The following is a 17,153-nucleotide window of genomic DNA, read 5'->3' as shown; positions in this document are numbered from 1 at the left end:
CGACCGACGACCAGCGACTGACCGGCAGGGAAAGAAGCCATGGTTTCCAAACTATCCGTAAAGCGCCGCGCCGCCCGCGTCCGCCGCCAGATCAGGGCGAACAATACCGAGCGCCCGCGCCTCTCGATCTACAGGTCGGGCAAGAACATCTACGCCCAGGTCATCGACGACAAGGCGGGCCGCACTCTGGCGGCCGCTTCGACGCTCGACAAGGATTTGAAGAGCGGCTTGAAGACCGGTGCCGATATCTCGGCCGCCTCGGCCGTCGGCAAGCTCATCGCCGAGCGCGCCGGCAAGGCGGGCGTGAAGGAAGTGGTCTTCGACCGCGGCCCTTATATCTTCCATGGCCGCGTGAAGGCGCTTGCCGAGGCGGCTCGCGAAGGCGGCCTGAGCTTTTGATTTTCACCGCCGGCGCCAATGCGCGCCGGTATCGTCAACCCGTGTCTCCGGAAAAGAATAAGGATTAGGATATGGCACAGGAACGCAGGGAAGGCGGTCGTGGTCGCGACCGCGAGGAGCGCGACAGCGAATTCGTCGACAAGCTCGTCCACATCAACCGCGTCGCCAAGGTGGTGAAGGGCGGCCGCCGCTTCGGTTTTGCCGCACTCGTCGTCGTCGGTGACCAGAAGGGCCGCGTCGGCTTCGGCCACGGCAAGGCGCGCGAGGTGCCGGAAGCCATTCGCAAGGCGACCGAGAGCGCCAAGCGCGACATGATCTTCGTGCCGCTGCGTTCGGGCCGTACGCTGCACCATGACGTCGAGGGACGGCATGGAGCGGGCAGGGTGTTGCTGCGCGCGGCCAAGCCCGGTACCGGCATCATCGCCGGCGGTCCGATGCGCGCCGTCTTCGAAACGCTCGGCATGCACGACGTCGTCGCCAAGTCGATGGGCACATCCAACCCTTACAACATGGTGCGCGCGACCTTCGATGCCCTGAAGAACCAGAAGCATCCGAAGGAAGTCGCGGCGCAGCGCGGCATCAAGTACTCGACCCTTCAGGCGCGCCGTGGCGCGGCCGTCGGGGCCGAAGAATAAGCCGGGCAGATCAGGAAGATACGACCATGGCCAAGAAAGAAAGCAAGACCATCACGGTCGAACAGATCGGCAGCCCGATTCGCCGTCCGAAGGACCAACGCGCGACGCTGGTCGGTCTCGGCCTCAACAAGCTGCATCGCCGCCGCACGCTGGAGGACACGCCTTCGGTTCGCGGCATGATCGCGAAAGTGGAACACCTCGTCCGCGTTGTGGACGAGGCTTGAGAAGCGCTGGAGAATTCCGATGAAACTCAACGAACTGCGCGATAATGACGGTGCCACCCAGGCCCGCAAGCGCGTTGGCCGCGGTATCGGTTCCGGCTCCGGCAAGACCGGCGGTCGCGGCGTGAAGGGCCAGAAGTCCCGCTCGGGCGTCGCCGTCAACGGGTTCGAAGGCGGCCAGATGGCGCTCTATCGCCGCTTGCCGAAGCGTGGCTTCAAGAACCTGTTCGGGTCCGATTTCAACGTCGTTTCGGTCGCGCGTATTCAGGCTGCGGTCGACGCCAAGAAGCTCGATCCGAAGGAGACGGTCACCGTCGAGAGCCTTGTGAAGGCGGGCGTTGTCCGCCGCGCAAAGGACGGCGTGCGCCTGCTTGGCGACGGCGAACTGAAGGCCAAGCTTGCCTTCGACATTGCCGGTGCGTCCAAATCGGCGATCGAGAAGATCGAGAAGGCCGGCGGCTCGGTCAAGTTGCCGCAGAAAGCCGCAGCCGAATAACGCGGAACTGGCCCCGTTGTGAACGGCGGTCGCTTGCATCCCGGTCGGGCGGGGCCTATTTCTCGCACCGGCGATCCGCGCGCCCCGGCCTTCCGGGGCGCTTGCGTGACCAAGCGGAGAATATTGTATGGCATCGGCTGCTGAACAACTGGCATCCAATCTGAATTTTTCCGCCTTCTCCAAGGCGGAAGAACTGAAGAAGCGCATTTGGTTCACGCTCGGCGCGCTGCTTGTCTACCGGCTCGGCACCTATATTCCCATTCCTGGCATCAATCCCGAGGCTTTCGCGCAGGCGTTCCAGCAGCAGAGCGGCGGCGTGCTCGGCATGTTCAACATGTTCGCCGGCGGCGCCGTGCAGCGCATGGCCATCTTCGCGCTCGGCATCATGCCCTACATCTCCGCCTCGATCATCATGCAGTTGATGACGTCGGTCATCCCTTCGCTTGAGCAGCTCAAGAAGGAAGGCGAGCAGGGCCGCAAGGTCATCAACCAGTATACGCGCTACGGCACGGTTGTTCTCGCGCTCGTACAGTCCTACGGCATCGCCATCGGGCTGCAGAGCGGCAACAATATCGTCACGAATCCGGGCTTCACCTTCCTCTTCTCGGCGACCGTTACACTGCTCGGCGGCACCATGTTCCTGATGTGGCTCGGCGAGCAGATCACCGAGCGCGGTATCGGCAACGGTATTTCGCTCATCATCATGGCCGGCATCGTCGCGAACCTGCCGCATGCGATCTCCAACACACTGGAGCAGGGGCGTACGGGCGCCATTTCGACCGGCATCATTCTCCTGGTCGCCGTGGTCGCGGTCGTCACCGTAGCCGTCATCGTCTTCTTCGAACGGGCGCAGCGGCGGTTGCTCATCCAGTACCCGAAGCGTCAGGTCGGCAACCGGATGTTCCAGGGCGATACCTCGCACCTGCCGCTCAAGCTGAACACGTCCGGCGTCATCCCGCCGATCTTCGCCTCCTCGCTGCTTCTGCTACCGGCGACGGTCGCGGGTTTCTCCAACACGGCGAACTTCCCCGTCTGGGCGCGTTCGATCCTTGCCGCGCTGGGCAATGGTCAGCCGCTCTACATGGTGCTCTATGCCAGCATGATTGCCTTCTTCACCTTCTTCTATACGGCGATCGTCTTCAATCCGAAGGATACCGCCGACCAGTTGAAGAAGCATTCCGGCTTCATACCGGGCTATCGCCCCGGCGAGCGCACGGCCGACTATATCGACTATGTCCTCACGCGTATCACCGCAATCGGCGCCGTCTATCTGGTGCTCGTCTGCCTCTTACCCGAATTTCTAATTACGACCTTCCACGTTCCGTTCTATCTTGGCGGTACGTCGCTCCTGATCGTGGTCAGCGTCACGCTCGATACGGTGGCGCAGATCCAGGGCCATCTCATCGCGCACCAGTATGAGGGCCTGATCAAGAAGTCGAAATTGCGTGGAGGAAAGAGGGGACGATGAGGCTTATTCTGCTCGGGCCGCCTGGCGCCGGAAAAGGAACGCAGGCGAAGGTTCTGACCGAGAAGCACAGGATCCCGCAACTTTCGACCGGCGACATGCTGCGTGCGGCCGTCGCGGCGGGGACCGAGGTGGGAAAGCGCGCGAAAGCGGTCATGGATTCAGGCGAGCTGGTCTCCGACGAAATCGTCAACCAGATCGTTTCGGAGCGGATCGATCAGGCCGACTGCGCCAACGGCTTTATCCTAGACGGTTATCCACGCACGGTTCCCCAGGCGGAAGCGCTGACCGGAATGCTCAAGCAGAAGGGCCTGCGTCTGGACGGCGTCGTCAATCTGAAGGTGGACGAGGACGCGCTGGTGCGCCGCATGGAATCGCGCGTGCGCGAGACGATCGCCGCGGGCGGCAAGGTGCGCGCCGACGACAACCCGGAATCGTTCAAGAAGCGGCTGGAGGAGTACCGCGAGAAGACGGCGCCGCTTGCCGATTATTATAGGGGGACCGGCGAGTTGAGGTCGGTCGACGGCATGGCCGACATGAAGGCGGTGACGGCAGAGATCGAGAAGGTTCTGGAGACGGCGTGACCGCGCCTTCCGGTCGTGCCGGATTGCCGTGCTGGAGGTGTTGACTTTCCGGCGTGATTCCGCCTAAGAGAGCGCCAATTCGCTTTCAATTAGAGCGGTCGGCGCCGATCAGGGTTGATGAGGATCGGGCCGGGCGCTTTTGCATTGTCCGGCCAGTGTCGAATAAATGCCCGGACCGGGCGAACGAACATATCAAGGAGAAGCGGCGTGGCCCGTATCGCTGGCGTCAATATTCCAACCAATAAGCGCGTTGTGATCGCGCTGCAGTACATTCACGGCATCGGCCCCACCTTCGCGAAGCAGATCGTGGAGAAGGTCAACATTCCGCTGGAGCGCCGGGTCAATCAGTTGACCGACGCCGAGGTGCTCGCCATCCGCGAGACGATCGACCGTGACTATCAGGTCGAGGGCGACCTTCGCCGCGAAGTGTCGATGAACATCAAGCGCCTCATGGACCTCGGCGCCTATCGCGGCCTGCGTCATCGTCGCTCCCTGCCGGTCCGTGGCCAGCGCACGCACACCAATGCGCGGACGCGGAAAGGTCCGGCCAAGGCGATTGCCGGGAAGAAGAAATAAGGTATTCGGCGACAGGCATTCGGCAGTCGGGGAAACGATTGCCGATCTGCCGATTGCCGCAGGTGTAGCCGCTGGCATTACGGCGGCGTTGATATCAACCGGAAGGACTTTTAATGGCCAAGGAAGCCGTGCGCGTTCGCCGTCGCGAGCGTAAGAACATCTCGTCGGGCGTTGCTCACGTCAATTCGACCTTCAATAATACGATGATCACCATCACCGACGCGCAGGGCAATGCGATTGCCTGGTCGTCGGCGGGTGCTCAAGGGTTCAAGGGTTCGCGCAAGTCGACCCCGTTCGCGGCGCAGGTCGCTGCCGAGGATGCGGCGAAGAAGGCGCAAGAGCATGGTATGCGCATGCTTGAGGTCGAGGTCTGCGGCCCCGGCTCCGGCCGTGAATCGGCTCTGCGCGCCTTGCAGGCGGCGGGCTTCACCATTACATCCATTCGTGACGTGACCCCTATCCCGCACAATGGTTGCCGGCCGCGCAAGAAGCGCCGCGTCTAAGTCTTAGATTCATCTGCCGCAATGAGCGCTCTTCGGGGCGCTCCTCTTCGGTTTCCAGATCGCCCGCCACGATTGGATGGTGGCGGGGACAAGGAAGGAAAACGAAATGATCCAGAAAAACTGGCAGGAACTCATCAAGCCGAACAAGGTGGAGTTCTCCTCCAAGGGCAAGACCACGACCACGCTGGTGGCCGAGCCGCTGGAACGGGGCTTCGGTCTTACGCTCGGCAACGCTCTGCGCCGCGTGTTGCTCTCCTCACTGAGGGGCGCCGCCGTCACCGCTGTCCAGATCGACGGCGTGTTGCATGAGTTCTCCTCTATCCCGGGTGTGCGCGAGGATGTTACCGACATCGTCCTCAACATCAAGGAAATCGCCATCCGCATGGAAGGCGACGGGCCGAAGCGCATGGTCGTGCGCAAGCAGGGTCCGGGCGTCGTAAGCGCCGGCGACATCCAGACGGTCGGTGATGTCGAGATCCTGAACCCGGAGCATATCATCTGCACGCTGGACGAAGGCGCGGAAATCCGCATGGAGTTCACGGTCGACAGCGGTAAGGGCTATGTGCCGGCCGAGCGCAACCGCGCCGAGGACGCACCGATTGGCCTGATCCCGGTCGACAGCCTTTATTCGCCGGTGAAGAAGGTCTCCTACAAGGTCGAGAACACCCGTGAGGGCCAGGTTCTCGACTACGACAAGCTCACCATGTCGATCGAGACCGACGGTTCGGTCACAGGCGAGGACGCGGTGGCGTTTGCCGCGCGCATCCTGCAGGACCAGCTTGCGCTCTTCGTCAATTTCGAGGAGCCGCACAAGGAGCAGCCGCAGGAGCAGGTCACGGAACTGGCCTTCAATCCGGCGCTGCTCAAGAAGGTGGATGAGCTGGAGCTTTCGGTCCGTTCGGCCAACTGCCTGAAGAACGACAACATCGTCTATATCGGCGACCTGATCCAGAAGACTGAAGCCGAGATGCTGCGCACGCCGAATTTCGGCCGCAAGTCGCTGAACGAGATCAAGGAAGTGCTCGCCGCCATGGGCCTGCATCTCGGCATGGAAGTGCCGGACTGGCCGCCGGAGAACATTGAAGACCTCGCCAAGCGCTACGAAGATCAATACTGAGACGCGGCACACCGCTCTCTATAAGGAAACCGAAGGAGAAGGCTCATGCGTCATGGACGTTCCGGCCGCCGGCTGAACCGCACCGTCAGCCATCGCAAGGCCCTGTTTTCCAACATGGCCGCTTCGCTCATCGAGCATGAGCAGATCACGACGACGCTTCCGAAAGCCAAGGAACTTCGTCCGATCGTCGAAAAGCTTGTCACGCTTGGCAAGCGGGGCGATCTGCACGCCCGTCGTCAGGCAATCGCCGCCATCGGCTCCGATGCGCTGGCGAAGCGTCTGTTCGAGACGATCGCGCCGCGCTATGCTACGCGCAACGGCGGTTATCTGCGCATCATGAAGGCGGGCTTCCGCCATGGCGACAATGCCGCGATGGCTGTCATCGAATTCGTCGACCGCGACACCTCCGCGAAGGGTGCGGCGGATCGTGCACGCACTGCTGCCGAGGAAACCGAGAGCGAGGCCGAAGCAGCCTGACCGCGCTATCCTACGAGTCAGTCGAGAAGGGGCCTTGCGGCCCCTTTTTGTTATCCGCAGTCAGGCACGGATGGTCGCCGGTGGATCGTCATCAAATCGTAGCGGCTTCGTCATCCGCCGGTCATGCCTCTTGGACAGAAGAAACGACACTGGTCTTCCATGATTGTCCAAAGGATGCCTGTCATGAAAATCTCCCGACATTTTCTCTCTACGACCATCGCGCTCGCGGCCCTCACCGTCTCCTTGCCCGGCCATGCCGAGGACGCCGGAGCCTATCTCTCGCGCGCGGCGCGGGGCGACATCACGCTGCCGGGTGGCGCGCGACGGCTTGCCGGCGATGCCACGGAGCAATTCAAGGCGCTTGTCGATGACGGGGAAGTGCGAAACGTGATCCTGCTCATCGGCGACGGCATGGGCGATTCCGAGATCACCATCGCCCGCAACTATGCGGAAGGTGCCGGCGGTTTCTTCAAGGGTATCGACGCGCTGCCGGTCACCGGTCAATACACCCATTATTCGCTCGATCGAAAAACCGGCAAACCGGACTACGTGACGGACTCGGCCGCATCGGGAACCGCCTGGTCGACCGGCGTGAAGACCTACAACAACGCCGTTGGCGTCGACATTCACGGCCAGCCGCACAAGAACCTGATCGAGCTTGCCAAGGCAGCCGGGCTCGCGACCGGCGATGTGTCCACGGCGGAAATCCAGGACGCCACGCCGGCCGTCCTTCTGGCACATGTTTCGCTGCGCAAATGCTACGGACCGGAAGAGACAGCTAAGAACTGTCCCGAGAATGCTCTGGAGAATGGCGGCCTCGGCTCGATCAGCGAGCAGACCCTGAACACGCGCGCGGATCTGGTCATGGGCGGTGGCGCGAAGTCGTTCGATCAGATCGCCGCGGCCGGCGAATGGAAGGACAAAAGCCTGCTCGACCAGGCGAAGGAACGCGGCTTCAATATCTTCACGAACCTCGATGAGATGAACGCACTCACCGAGGCGAGCCAGGACAAGCCGGCGCTCGGGCTCTTTGCGTCGGGCAATATGCCGGTCCGCTGGACGGGGCCGAAGGCGAGCCATCACGGCAATATCGATCAGGCGCCCATCACCTGCCAGCCGAACCCGGAGCGCACTCAGACAATCCCGACACTCGCGGCGATGACCGAAAAGGCGATCGAACTGCTTAAATCGAACGAGAAGGGCTTCTTCCTGCAGGTCGAGGGCGCATCGATCGACAAGCAGGATCATGCGGCCAATCCCTGCGGGCAGATCGGCGAGACCGTCGATCTGGACGAAGCGGTCCAGGCGGCACTCGCCTTCGCCAAGGCCGATGGAAAGACGCTGGTGATCGTCACGGCCGATCACGCCCATTCGAGCCAGATCATCCCCAACGACACGAAAGCGCCGGGGCTGTCGGAAGCTCTGATGACGCGTGATGGCTCGGTCATATCGGTCAGCTACGGCAATTCGGAGGGCGATTCCCAGGAGCATACCGGCGCGCAGTTGCGGGTCGCAGCTTTCGGCCCTCAAGCTGCGAATTTCGCCGGGCTCACGGATCAAACGGACATGTTCTACACGATCCGCGATGCGCTTAAGCTCGGCGAAGGCCAGCGTGCCGCCGCCAATTGACCGTTTTCGTTTCGCCGCTTTGGAACCCCGGCCGCCGGCTGGGGTTTCTTTTTGGTGCGTCGTCGGTGCGGAGAAGACGAACAGCCTTTCAATTTGCACAATCCTCTGTGAGAACGGCGGCGATACGACCAATGGCGGGAAAGCGGGTATGCGGAACGGCAAAAAGCGTTTCATAACTCTGGTGGCCGGTGCTCTGACCGGGATGCTGATCGTCTCATTCGCATTTGAGGCGACAGCCGAAGAGAAGGGCACGCTGGGTGGCGTCCTGTCCGATTTGCTGGGCAACGGCCAGAACCAGGGCCAGCAGAAGCCGGACGAGAGCCAGGCGGGAAAGGCCGACGGCACATTGCGCCGCGTGCCGTTCGGGCGCGAGGAGATGGAACTTTCCTTCGCGCCGCTGGTCAAGCGCACCGCGCCGGCCGTGGTTAATGTCTACGCGTCGAGCAAGGTCAGGGTGCAATCGCCCTTCATGGACGACCCGTTCTTCGGCCGCTTTTTCGGCCAGCAGATGCCGCCGCGCGTCCAGTCCTCGCTCGGCTCCGGCGTGATCGTCGATCCTTCGGGCATCATCGTTACCAACAACCACGTCATCAAGGGCGCCGACGAGGTCAAGGTGGCGCTGTCGGACGGGCGCGAGTTCGAGTCGAAGATCCTGCTCAAGGACGACAAGGTCGATCTGGCCGTGCTTAAGATCAAGGCGCCGGACCCTTTGCCGACAATCCCGCTTGGCGATTCCGATGCGCTGGAAGTCGGCGATCTCGTTCTCGCGATGGGTAACCCCTTCGGCGTCGGCCAGACCACGACGAGCGGCATCGTCTCAGCCTTGGCACGGACCCATATCGGCGTCTCCGACTACTCGTTCTTCATCCAGACCGACGCGGCCATCAATCCGGGGAATTCCGGCGGTGCACTCATCGACATGAAGGGTGAACTCGTCGGCATCAACAGCGCAATCTACAGCAAAAGCGGCGGCTCGATAGGTATCGGCTTCGCCATTCCATCAAACATGGTACGTGCCTTCGTCCAGTCGGCGAAGAGCGGCGCCGACTATTTCGAGCGTCCCTTCATCGGCGCCGAATTCCAGGAGGTGACGCCGTCGGTAGCCGAAGCGCTCGGCATGAGCCGCCCGGCTGGGGCACTGGTCTCCTCGGTGATGAAAGACGGCCCCGCCGAGCAGGCCGGGTTGCGGCCAGGCGATGTCGTGACTGCGATGGACGGCGCACCGATCGACGATCCGCAGGCGTTGAATTTCCGCCTCTCCACCCAGCCGATCGGCGGCACATCGACCCTCGACATGTTGCGCGATGGCAAGAAGCAACAGGTGAAAGTGAAACTGGAGCGTGCTCCGGCCGGCCAGTCCTCAAAGGAAATCACCATCGATGGCGACAGCCCCTTCGGCGGCGCGAAGGTGGCGGCGCTGTCGCCGCGTCTGGCGCAGCGGCTAGGGATGCCGACGGATTCAGAAGGCGTGGTGATCGTCGATCTCGAGAACAACTCTCCGGCACAGAGCCTCGGCTTCGACAAGGGGGATATCATCAGCGAGGTCAACGGCACGGCGATCAAGAGCGTGGACGATCTTCAGAACGCGGCCTCGCGCCAGACGCGGCTGTGGCGTTTCACGATCATGCGTAACGGCCAGACAATCCGCCAGATCCTGCGGTTCTAACCGGCTTCCATGGCTGACCTTTTCGAGCAATCCTCGCCCAAGCCTGCCGAGCCCGGCCGGCCGCTCGCCGATCGGCTGAGGCCGATGCGGCTGGAGGATGTCGTTGGCCAGGAGCATTTGACCGGGTCGGGCGGGGCGCTGACCCGGATGATCCGTTCCGGCTCGCTCGGGTCCATGGTCTTCTGGGGGCCTCCCGGCACCGGCAAGACCACGGTTGCGCGTCTTCTGGCCGGCCAGACCGGCCTTGCCTTCGAACAGATATCGGCGATCTTCTCCGGCGTTGCCGACCTCAAAAAGGTATTCGAGGCGGCGAGACTGCGCCGCGCCAATGGCCGTCAAACCCTGCTTTTCGTCGACGAGATCCATCGCTTCAACCGCGCCCAGCAGGACAGTTTCCTGCCGGTAATGGAGGACGGCACGGTTGTCCTTGTCGGCGCCACGACCGAAAACCCGTCATTCGAACTCAACGCCGCATTGCTGTCGCGGGCGCGCGTGCTCGTCTTCCACGCGCTCGATGAGGAAAGCATCGCCAAACTTCTTTCCCGCGCCGAGGAGGTGGAGGGCAGGGCGCTGCCGCTCGACGCGGAGGCGAGGGCGGTTCTGCTTCGGCTGGCGGACGGCGATGGCCGTGCCGCGCTGACGCTGGCCGAGGAGATCTGGCGCGCGGCGGGCGAGGGGGAGATCTTCGACGCGGACGGGCTAATGCGCATCGTGCAACGGCGGGCGCCGATTTACGACAAGGGCCAGGACGGGCACTACAATCTGATCTCGGCGCTGCACAAATCGGTGCGCGGCTCGGACCCGGACGCCGCGCTCTACTATCTGGCGCGCATGTTCGACGCCGGCGAGAACCCGCTCTATATCGGCCGGCGGCTGGTGCGCATGGCTGTCGAGGATATCGGGCTTGCCGATCCGCAGGCGCTTGTCATCGCCAATGCCGCCAAGGACGCCTACGACTATCTCGGCTCTCCGGAAGGCGAACTGGCGCTGGCCGAGGCCTGCATCTACCTCGCTTCCGCACCGAAATCGAATGCCGCCTACACCGCTTTCTCCGCTGCTACTCGAGCCGCCAAGGAAAACGGTTCGCTGATGCCGCCAAAGACGGTCCTCAACGCGCCGACCAAGCTGATGAAGGGGGAAGGCTACGGCTCGGGCTATCGCTACGACCATGACGAGCCGGATGCCTTTTCCGGCCAGGATTATTTTCCCGAGAAACTCGGCCGGCAGAAATTCTACGATCCCGTCGACCGCGGCTTCGAACGCGAAATTCGCAAGCGGCTGGATTATTGGGCAAAGCTCAGGGAAGAGAGGGAGAAATAACCGTCGCCATTCCGAGCAGACACCTGTGACGGTGTACCCCCACCCCTAACCCCTCCCCACAGGGGGGAGGGGAACTCTGCTCCCAAGCTGCTCGGCGCAGACTTGTCGATTTTTATCTAGAAAGTGATGCCGGCGTTTCCCTCCCCCTTGTGGGGAGGGAACAAGGGTAGGGGTAGGAGGCAGCGCGATTCTATCCGCCCCGTCGCCGCGCCGCGCGCTCCTCGCGTGAGCGGCGGCGCGGCGCGTTGTCCACACCGGCAAGGCCGGCATCGGCGAGCTTCGGCTCCGGCATCTTCACGACGGTACGGAGCTTCGGGAACGAATCGACCTTGTTGGGCAGCGCCATCGCGTTGATGAAGAGCTGCTGGAAATCGGGTTCCAGCGCGGTCTCGATCTTGTCGATACTGGCGACTTCGCGCTCGATCTCGCGGCGGTGATCGCGATTGAGGAGCGCCATCAGCGCGCCCGTGCCGGCCGCATTGCCGACCGCCTTGACCTCGCCGAGGTCGCAATCGGGGATAAGACCGAGCACCATCGCGTATTTTGGGTCGATGAAAGAGCCGAAGGCACCGGCGAAGCGGATCGTGTCCACCTCCGTGATACCCTGCTTTTCCATCAAGAGCTTGATGCCGGCATAAAGCGCTGCCTTGGCGAGCTGGATGGCGCGGATGTCGTTCTGGGTGACGGTGATGCGAGGACCGCCTTCCACGCTCTCGCGCAGCAGATAGGAGAAGGTGCGCCCATTCTGGAAAATGCGCGGCGTGACCGCCGCAAGCGCGCCGTCGATGACGCCATCCTCCGAGATCAGGCCGGAAAGGTACATCTCCGCCACCACTTCGATGATAGCCGAGCCGCAGATGCCGGTGACGCCGGTTGCCTTGGCGGCTTCCTCGAATCCTTCCTCGTCGGACCATTTGTCGACGCCGATCACCCGGTACTTCGGCTCGTGGGTTACGGGATCGATGCGGACGCGTTCGATGGCGCCGGGCGCAGCGCGCTGGCCCGACGAGATTTCGGCGCCTTCAAAGGCCGGCCCAGTGGGCGAGGAGGCGGCGACGACATGGCCGCGCTTGCCAAGCACGATCTCGGCGTTGGTGCCGACATCGACCAAGAGCATCATCTTGTCTTGCCGGTAAGGCCCTTCCGACAGGGTGGCGCCGGCGGCATCCGCCCCGACATGGCCGGCGATGCAAGGCAGCATATAGAAGCGGGCGCCGCGATTTACGTCGATGCCGATATCGTGTGCCCAGCCCTGCACCGCGCCGGATACGGCGAGCGCGAACGGCGCCTGGCCGAGTTCGGTCGGGTCGATGCCGAGGAACAGGTGGTGCATGATCGGGTTGCAGACAAATACGCTGTCGAAAATGTCGTTGCGGTCAACGCCGCCTTCGTCGCAGACCTTGCCGATCAGCCCGTTGACCGCCTCGTGCACGGCTTTGGTCATCGCCTCGCGTCCGTCCGGGTTCATCATGACGTAGGAGACGCGGCTCATCACATCTTCGCCAAAGCGGATCTGCGGGTTAGGCGCACCGGCGGAAGCGACGATGCGGCCAGAGAGCAGCGACACCAGATGCATGGCGATTGTAGTCGAGCCGATGTCACAGGCGATGCCGTAGGCTTCGTTCTTCAGCCCCGGATAGAGCGCGATCACCGTGGCGCGCGACAGTTCCATATCCTTGTGGATCGCGGCGGTGACGGCCCAGTTCTCCTTGCGCAGGATCTTCTGGACCTCCGGAATGATATGCTGCGCGACGCGCAGGTCCTTCCAGCCCCAATCCTTCGCCAGCACCGCCTTCAGCCGATCGAGATCGCCGAGTGGCTTGTGCATGTCGGGCTCGTCGACCTCGACATAACACATCTGGATCGCCGGATTGCGCTCGATCACGCGGTCGGTAGCAGCCTTGCGGATCGTCTGCGCGTTGATGACGGTGTCCTGCGGCACGTCCACGACGAGATCGCCCTGCACGGTGGCGGAGCAGGAGAGGCGACGGCCCTCGGGCAACCCACGCACGCGCTCGTAGCGCTCTTCCTTCGGCCCCTTCGCCGAGATGTGATCGAGCGATGAGACGATTTTGTGTTTCGCGAAATTGCCTTCTTGGATTTCGATCTGGCAACGCCCGCAGGTAGCGCGCCCGCCGCAGACGCTTTCGACATAGACGCCGAGCGAGCGGGCAGCGTCCAGGATCGGCGTGCCGATGGGGAAGCGGCCACGCTTGCCCGAGGGCATGAAGAGAATCAGGGGATTGGGCGCTTCGCTGTTCATTTCGCTGCCAGTTTGCCGAGAAATTTACTTCCCGCCTTTACGCTTCATTGCTGCATATGGGGGATGATCCGCCGCTGAGCGAGTGGAACGATGTCCGATATTCTCTTTTCAGCGGTGACCACCGGGTTCTTCATGGTGCGGCTCTTCAGAGGACCGTGGTTGAAAAACCCGCAATATCTGGCGGCCGCTATTTGCGGGTCGATCCTCGCTGCCTTGACGCTCCATCTCTTCTGGCCCGTCATGGACGACAGTTTTGTCGTCGGTGGCGGCGCCGGCCTTGCCGGTTCATGGGTCGGCATGGCGCTGTTCGATCTGGCGGTCGGGGCGGTTTGAATCCTGTTGATCGGGCGTACGTCCTTCGAGGCCCGCTGCGCTCGCATCTCGGGATGAGGACGGCCACGGCTACGAGAGAGTCGCGGCATTCTGGCGCGCCGAGCCGCGGCAATACGCTTGCGCAAACCGCTCAGAACTTGGGATGACGCGCACCATCCTCCCTCATCCTGAGGTACGAGCCCGCAATGGCGCGCCGCATATTGGCGCAATGTTTGGAGGGCGAGCCTCGAAGGACGCACGGTAAAACCTCACCCCGCTGCCCGGCGTGCCTCGCGGCCGCCGCGTCGACGGCCGCCGCTGGAAGCGGCCGCGCCTTCCGCCGGCGTGTTGACCGCGATGGGCGCTGCTACCGGTTGGCCGGCCACGGCGGGCTTGTAGTCCTTGTAGGTCTTGATCCAGGTCATGCAGTCCTTGTCGGTGCCGGCGAGCACGTTGGCGCCGCGCACGGCCTCCATCTCCTGCGGGCGGCAAGGGTTCATGATCGCTGAGGTCATACCCGCGCCGATCACCATGGGGATGAAGGCGCCGTTGATACCGTGCCGGTGCGGCAGGCCGAAAGAGATGTTGGAAAGCCCGCAGGTCGTGTTGACCTTCAGTTCTTCGCGCAAGCGCCGCAGAAGCGCGAAGACCTGTCGGCCGGCATCGCCCAGCGCGCCGATCGGCATGACCAGTGGGTCGACAACCACGTCTTCCGGCTTGATACCGTAGTCCATGGCACGTTCGACGATCTTCTTGGCGACGGCGAAGCGGACATCCGGGTCCATGGAGATGCCGGTCTCGTCGTTGGAGATCGCCACGACCGGCACGTTGTATTTCTTGATCAGCGGCAGGATCGCCTCGAGCTTTTCTTCCTCGCCGGTGACGGAGTTCACCAGCGGGCGGCCCTTGGCGACCTTGAGCGCGGCCTCGATGGCTCCGGTTACGGATGAATCGATGGAGAGCGGAAGATCGACGAGCCCCTGCACGATTTCCAGGGTCTGGACAAGCAGGCCGGGCTCGGTCGCGTTCGGATCCACCGCCGTCACACCGGCATTGACGTCGAGCATGGTGGCACCGGCGGCCGCCTGTTCCAGCGCATCCTTCTTCACGGTCTCGAAATTGCCTTCGACCATCTCGGCGGCGAGCTTCTTGCGGCCGGTCGGATTGATGCGCTCCCCGATGACGCAGAAGGGTTGGTCGAAGCCGATGACGATTTCGCGGGTCGCGGATGCGACGATGGTTCGAGTCATGGTTATCTCCATTTGATATAAAGACTTCTTTATATCGTTATCTCTTCTCGATCAACGGCCGTGAGGCCATCTGTTCAGTTCGCTGCCTTTTCAACCCGGTCGGCGGGTTGTTCGGTGATATTTTCGTGCAGGATCCTGTCGAGGCGGTCGGCGACGACCTGGTCGTCGTGCCGCGCCTCGCGCTTCCAGGGCTGCCGGCCTTTCAGGACGCCGGATTCGGCGACGATCTCGGCGACATATTCCTCCTGCCGGTAGGCCATGACATGGACGCCGGCGACACCGGGGATTTCCTTCACCTCATTGATGATGTCGATGCAGAGTCGCTTGCCTTCCTTCTTCTGGTCGGCGGCTCCTTCAAGGCGCTTTATGATGGCGTCGGGGATGTGGATGCCCGGCACGTTGGAGCGGATCCAGCGCGCCGTCTTGGCCGAGGCAAGCGGGCCGACGCCGGCCAGGACGAAGCATTTTTCCGTGAGGCCGAGATCTCGCACGCGCTGCATGTAGGTGCGGAACATCGCCACGTCGAAGCAGTACTGGCTCTGCACGAACTGCGCGCCGGCGGCGATCTTCTTGGCGAGCCGCATCGGCCGGAAATCATAGGGTGGTGCAAAGGGGTTGATGGCTGCGCCGAGAAAGACGGCGGGCGGCGTGGTCAGCTTGCGGCCGGAAAGGAACTTTCCCTCGTCGCGCATGGTGCATACCGTTTCGAGCAGCGACATGCAGTCGAGGTCGAAGACCGGCTTGGCGCCGGGCTGGTCGCCGGCCTGCACGCCGTCGCCGGTAAGGCACAGGATGTTGGCGACACCCATGGCGGCGGCGCCCAGCACGTCGCCCTGGATGGCGATGCGGTTCTTGTCGCGGCAGGCGATCTGCATGATCGGTGCGTAGCCCATGCGGGTCAAAAGCGCGCAGATGCCGACCGACGACATATGGCAATTGGCGCCGGATGCATCGACCGCGTTGATGCCGTCTACCCAGCCGTCGAAGACGGCAGCGCGCTGGTAGACGTCCTCCGGATTGGCGCTGTCGGGCGGGTTGAGCTCCGCCGTGACGGCGAATTCGCCGCGCCGCAGGACACGCTCAAGCCGGCCGAGCGAGGAATGGCCCGGCAGCGGGTCGAGCGGCAGGTGGACGCCCGCCGGGTTTTCGTCGGGCTGTGTTGGGCGCAGAGGGGTCATGCCCTTGCCTTGTCCCGCTCGGCCGCCGCCAGCGCGGTAACGCGCAGCCACGCCGACGTCTCGCGCAGCGACTGATCCACGGGCTTCTGGACTTTCAGGATGGCGTCGCCGTGGCGCATGTTGCGCGAGCCTTCCCACGCCTTGACCCAGACGCAGGGCATGTCCGGCTCGACCTCGCAATTGCCGTTGGCGCGCACGCCGCCGCAAGGACCGTTCCTGAGCTGTTTGGGGCAGTTCATCGGGCATGACATGCCGGTAGAGGAGAGAACGCATTGCCCGCACATGCGGCAGTCGAACATAAAGCCCTTGACGCGCTTCTCGACGAACTTGACCGGACCTTCGGCGCGCCCGTAGCCGATCGCCTTCCACAAGGGATGAAGGGCGAGGAAAGCGTCGGCGAAGCGCGCATAGAACCATTCGAGGAAGCGCGAATGCCTGACCGACCAGAGCCGTACGGTATAACGCCGCTGGACGCGTCGCTGAGGCGATATGTCGGCCGGCTTGTAGTCACTCTTTGGTGCCGTCTTCTTGACGATCGTCGCCTGGGTTACGCCACCCGAAGCGGAAGGCGGCGTCGGTTTCGCTGCGCCGTCAGCCGGGCCGGAAGCGGTGGTGGAGGCGGGCTTCTCAGCCATTTTCCTTACCGCCCGCCTTGACCAGCGCAACCAGTCGCTCGCGGTTGTATTTCGTCTCGAGGTCGGCGAGCGCCTTGTCCGCCTCCGCTTCCAGATCGTCGCCGACGGGAATCGGATCGGCCTTGCGCCATTGTTCGAGATAGTCCCCCGTGGCGGACGCGCCGGTGCGCATGGCGCACATGTCGATCGCCTCGGTAAAGCGCACGGAGAGTTCGCGCTTGGCGTTCTGCCGCCCCCGCTTGACGATGACTTGCGCCGGTATATCGCGCCAATAGACAATGATAAGATCAGCCATCTCTGCCTCGTGCCTTCCTGATGTTGAGCATTGCCGTAACGGCTGAAACGCCGCTAGTTACGAGACGACGCGCGCGCATTCAAAAGCGACGTGCTTTGTTCAACCCGGGTATGTCCTTCGAGGCTCGCTTCG

General features: G+C 63.0%; 19 protein-coding genes. 14 read left to right on the top strand and 5 right to left on the bottom strand.

Features of this window, described 5'->3' with window-relative positions; translation table 11 throughout:
• Window positions 1–39 precede the first annotated feature (39 nt).
• From rplR to RBH77_RS18015, 13 genes are all read left to right on the top strand, one after another.
• Complete coding sequence (gene rplR, locus RBH77_RS18075) at window positions 40–399, top strand: 50S ribosomal protein L18 (RefSeq protein WP_311028963.1); 360 nt, start codon at window positions 40–42, stop codon at window positions 397–399.
• A 71-nt stretch (window positions 400–470) separates the two neighbouring features.
• Window positions 471–1,034: a 30S ribosomal protein S5 gene (rpsE, locus tag RBH77_RS18070; protein ID WP_311028962.1), complete on the top strand. Its 564-nt coding sequence runs from the start codon at window positions 471–473 to the stop codon at window positions 1,032–1,034.
• Window positions 1,035–1,060: 26 nt separating this feature from the next.
• Window positions 1,061–1,258 (top strand): 50S ribosomal protein L30, encoded by a 198-nt coding sequence (gene rpmD / locus RBH77_RS18065; RefSeq protein WP_311028961.1) that lies wholly within the window; start codon window positions 1,061–1,063, stop codon window positions 1,256–1,258.
• A gap of 19 nt (window positions 1,259–1,277) precedes the next feature.
• On the top strand, window positions 1,278–1,751 hold the full coding sequence (gene rplO, locus RBH77_RS18060; RefSeq protein WP_311028960.1) for a 50S ribosomal protein L15: 474 nt from the start codon (window positions 1,278–1,280) through the stop codon (window positions 1,749–1,751).
• A 127-nt stretch (window positions 1,752–1,878) separates the two neighbouring features.
• Window positions 1,879–3,219, top strand: a complete 1,341-nt coding sequence (gene secY / locus RBH77_RS18055; protein ID WP_311028959.1) for a preprotein translocase subunit SecY — start codon at window positions 1,879–1,881, stop codon at window positions 3,217–3,219.
• Window positions 3,216–3,800, top strand: coding sequence for an adenylate kinase (locus RBH77_RS18050; protein WP_311028958.1), 585 nt, complete (start codon window positions 3,216–3,218; stop codon window positions 3,798–3,800). The genes secY and RBH77_RS18050 overlap by 4 nt, the downstream gene beginning before the upstream one ends.
• A 207-nt stretch (window positions 3,801–4,007) precedes the next feature.
• Entirely contained in the window at window positions 4,008–4,376 is a 369-nt protein-coding gene (gene rpsM, locus RBH77_RS18045) for a 30S ribosomal protein S13 (RefSeq protein WP_311028957.1), read from the top strand.
• A 113-nt stretch (window positions 4,377–4,489) separates the two neighbouring features.
• Complete coding sequence (rpsK, locus tag RBH77_RS18040) at window positions 4,490–4,879, top strand: 30S ribosomal protein S11 (RefSeq protein ID WP_311028956.1); 390 nt, start codon at window positions 4,490–4,492, stop codon at window positions 4,877–4,879.
• A 106-nt stretch (window positions 4,880–4,985) separates the two neighbouring features.
• Window positions 4,986–5,996: a DNA-directed RNA polymerase subunit alpha gene (locus RBH77_RS18035; protein WP_311028955.1), complete on the top strand. Its 1,011-nt coding sequence runs from the start codon at window positions 4,986–4,988 to the stop codon at window positions 5,994–5,996.
• A gap of 45 nt (window positions 5,997–6,041) precedes the next feature.
• Entirely contained in the window at window positions 6,042–6,473 is a 432-nt protein-coding gene (gene rplQ, locus RBH77_RS18030; RefSeq protein ID WP_311028954.1) for a 50S ribosomal protein L17, read from the top strand.
• A gap of 189 nt (window positions 6,474–6,662) precedes the next feature.
• Entirely contained in the window at window positions 6,663–8,102 is a 1,440-nt protein-coding gene (gene phoA, locus RBH77_RS18025) for an alkaline phosphatase (protein WP_371832884.1), read from the top strand.
• A gap of 202 nt (window positions 8,103–8,304) precedes the next feature.
• Window positions 8,305–9,768 (top strand): DegQ family serine endoprotease, encoded by a 1,464-nt coding sequence (locus RBH77_RS18020; protein ID WP_371832883.1) that lies wholly within the window; start codon window positions 8,305–8,307, stop codon window positions 9,766–9,768.
• Between the two features lie 9 nt (window positions 9,769–9,777).
• Entirely contained in the window at window positions 9,778–11,088 is a 1,311-nt protein-coding gene (locus tag RBH77_RS18015; protein WP_311028951.1) for a replication-associated recombination protein A, read from the top strand.
• Window positions 11,089–11,278: 190 nt separating this feature from the next.
• Here RBH77_RS18015 and RBH77_RS18010 read toward each other — a convergent pair whose 3' ends face one another.
• Window positions 11,279–13,351, bottom strand: coding sequence for an ASKHA domain-containing protein (locus RBH77_RS18010; protein WP_311028950.1), 2,073 nt, complete (start codon window positions 13,349–13,351; stop codon window positions 11,279–11,281).
• Between the two features lie 90 nt (window positions 13,352–13,441).
• Here RBH77_RS18010 and RBH77_RS18005 point away from each other — a divergent pair, with 90 nt between their 5' ends.
• Window positions 13,442–13,684, top strand: coding sequence for a hypothetical protein (locus RBH77_RS18005; RefSeq protein WP_311028949.1), 243 nt, complete (start codon window positions 13,442–13,444; stop codon window positions 13,682–13,684).
• 248 nt (window positions 13,685–13,932) lie between these two features.
• Here RBH77_RS18005 and RBH77_RS18000 read toward each other — a convergent pair whose 3' ends face one another.
• The 4 genes from RBH77_RS18000 to RBH77_RS17985 all read right to left on the bottom strand — a co-directional run bounded on the left by RBH77_RS18000 (window position 13,933) and on the right by RBH77_RS17985 (window position 17,021).
• Window positions 13,933–14,913, bottom strand: coding sequence for a methyltetrahydrofolate cobalamin methyltransferase (locus RBH77_RS18000; RefSeq protein WP_311028948.1), 981 nt, complete (start codon window positions 14,911–14,913; stop codon window positions 13,933–13,935).
• Between the two features lie 74 nt (window positions 14,914–14,987).
• A complete protein-coding gene (locus tag RBH77_RS17995; RefSeq protein WP_311028947.1) occupies window positions 14,988–16,091 on the bottom strand; it encodes a methylenetetrahydrofolate reductase in 1,104 nt (367 codons plus the stop codon).
• Window positions 16,088–16,726: a methylenetetrahydrofolate reductase C-terminal domain-containing protein gene (locus tag RBH77_RS17990; RefSeq protein ID WP_311028946.1), complete on the bottom strand. Its 639-nt coding sequence runs from the start codon at window positions 16,724–16,726 to the stop codon at window positions 16,088–16,090. The genes RBH77_RS17995 and RBH77_RS17990 overlap by 4 nt, the downstream gene beginning before the upstream one ends.
• Window positions 16,719–17,021 carry a virulence factor gene (locus RBH77_RS17985; RefSeq protein ID WP_311028945.1) on the bottom strand — a complete coding sequence of 101 codons (303 nt, stop codon included), beginning with the start codon at window positions 17,019–17,021 and terminating at the stop codon, window positions 16,719–16,721. Before RBH77_RS17985 ends, RBH77_RS17990 begins: the two co-directional genes overlap by 8 nt.
• Window positions 17,022–17,153: the final 132 nt, after the last annotated feature.

This window comes from Mesorhizobium koreense (assembly GCF_031656215.1).
GTDB lineage: Bacteria > Pseudomonadota > Alphaproteobacteria > Rhizobiales > Rhizobiaceae > Mesorhizobium_L > Mesorhizobium_L koreense.
This window is presented reverse-complemented; position numbering and strand designations above follow the sequence as displayed.

Coding starts and splice junctions, on each gene's coding strand:
- rplR (WP_311028963.1), top strand. CDS start 40: ATGGTTTCCAAACTATCCGTAAAGCGCCGCGCCGCCCGCGTCCGCCGC.
- rpsE (WP_311028962.1), top strand. CDS start 471: ATGGCACAGGAACGCAGGGAAGGCGGTCGTGGTCGCGACCGCGAGGAG.
- rpmD (WP_311028961.1), top strand. CDS start 1,061: ATGGCCAAGAAAGAAAGCAAGACCATCACGGTCGAACAGATCGGCAGC.
- rplO (WP_311028960.1), top strand. CDS start 1,278: ATGAAACTCAACGAACTGCGCGATAATGACGGTGCCACCCAGGCCCGC.
- secY (WP_311028959.1), top strand. CDS start 1,879: ATGGCATCGGCTGCTGAACAACTGGCATCCAATCTGAATTTTTCCGCC.
- RBH77_RS18050 (WP_311028958.1), top strand. CDS start 3,216: ATGAGGCTTATTCTGCTCGGGCCGCCTGGCGCCGGAAAAGGAACGCAG.
- rpsK (WP_311028956.1), top strand. CDS start 4,490: ATGGCCAAGGAAGCCGTGCGCGTTCGCCGTCGCGAGCGTAAGAACATC.
- RBH77_RS18035 (WP_311028955.1), top strand. CDS start 4,986: ATGATCCAGAAAAACTGGCAGGAACTCATCAAGCCGAACAAGGTGGAG.
- rplQ (WP_311028954.1), top strand. CDS start 6,042: ATGCGTCATGGACGTTCCGGCCGCCGGCTGAACCGCACCGTCAGCCAT.
- RBH77_RS18020 (WP_371832883.1), top strand. CDS start 8,305: ATGCTGATCGTCTCATTCGCATTTGAGGCGACAGCCGAAGAGAAGGGC.
- RBH77_RS18015 (WP_311028951.1), top strand. CDS start 9,778: ATGGCTGACCTTTTCGAGCAATCCTCGCCCAAGCCTGCCGAGCCCGGC.
- RBH77_RS18010 (WP_311028950.1), bottom strand. CDS start 13,351: ATGAACAGCGAAGCGCCCAATCCCCTGATTCTCTTCATGCCCTCGGGC.
- RBH77_RS18005 (WP_311028949.1), top strand. CDS start 13,442: ATGTCCGATATTCTCTTTTCAGCGGTGACCACCGGGTTCTTCATGGTG.
- RBH77_RS18000 (WP_311028948.1), bottom strand. CDS start 14,913: ATGACTCGAACCATCGTCGCATCCGCGACCCGCGAAATCGTCATCGGC.
- RBH77_RS17995 (WP_311028947.1), bottom strand. CDS start 16,091: ATGACCCCTCTGCGCCCAACACAGCCCGACGAAAACCCGGCGGGCGTC.
- RBH77_RS17990 (WP_311028946.1), bottom strand. CDS start 16,726: ATGGCTGAGAAGCCCGCCTCCACCACCGCTTCCGGCCCGGCTGACGGC.
- RBH77_RS17985 (WP_311028945.1), bottom strand. CDS start 17,021: ATGGCTGATCTTATCATTGTCTATTGGCGCGATATACCGGCGCAAGTC.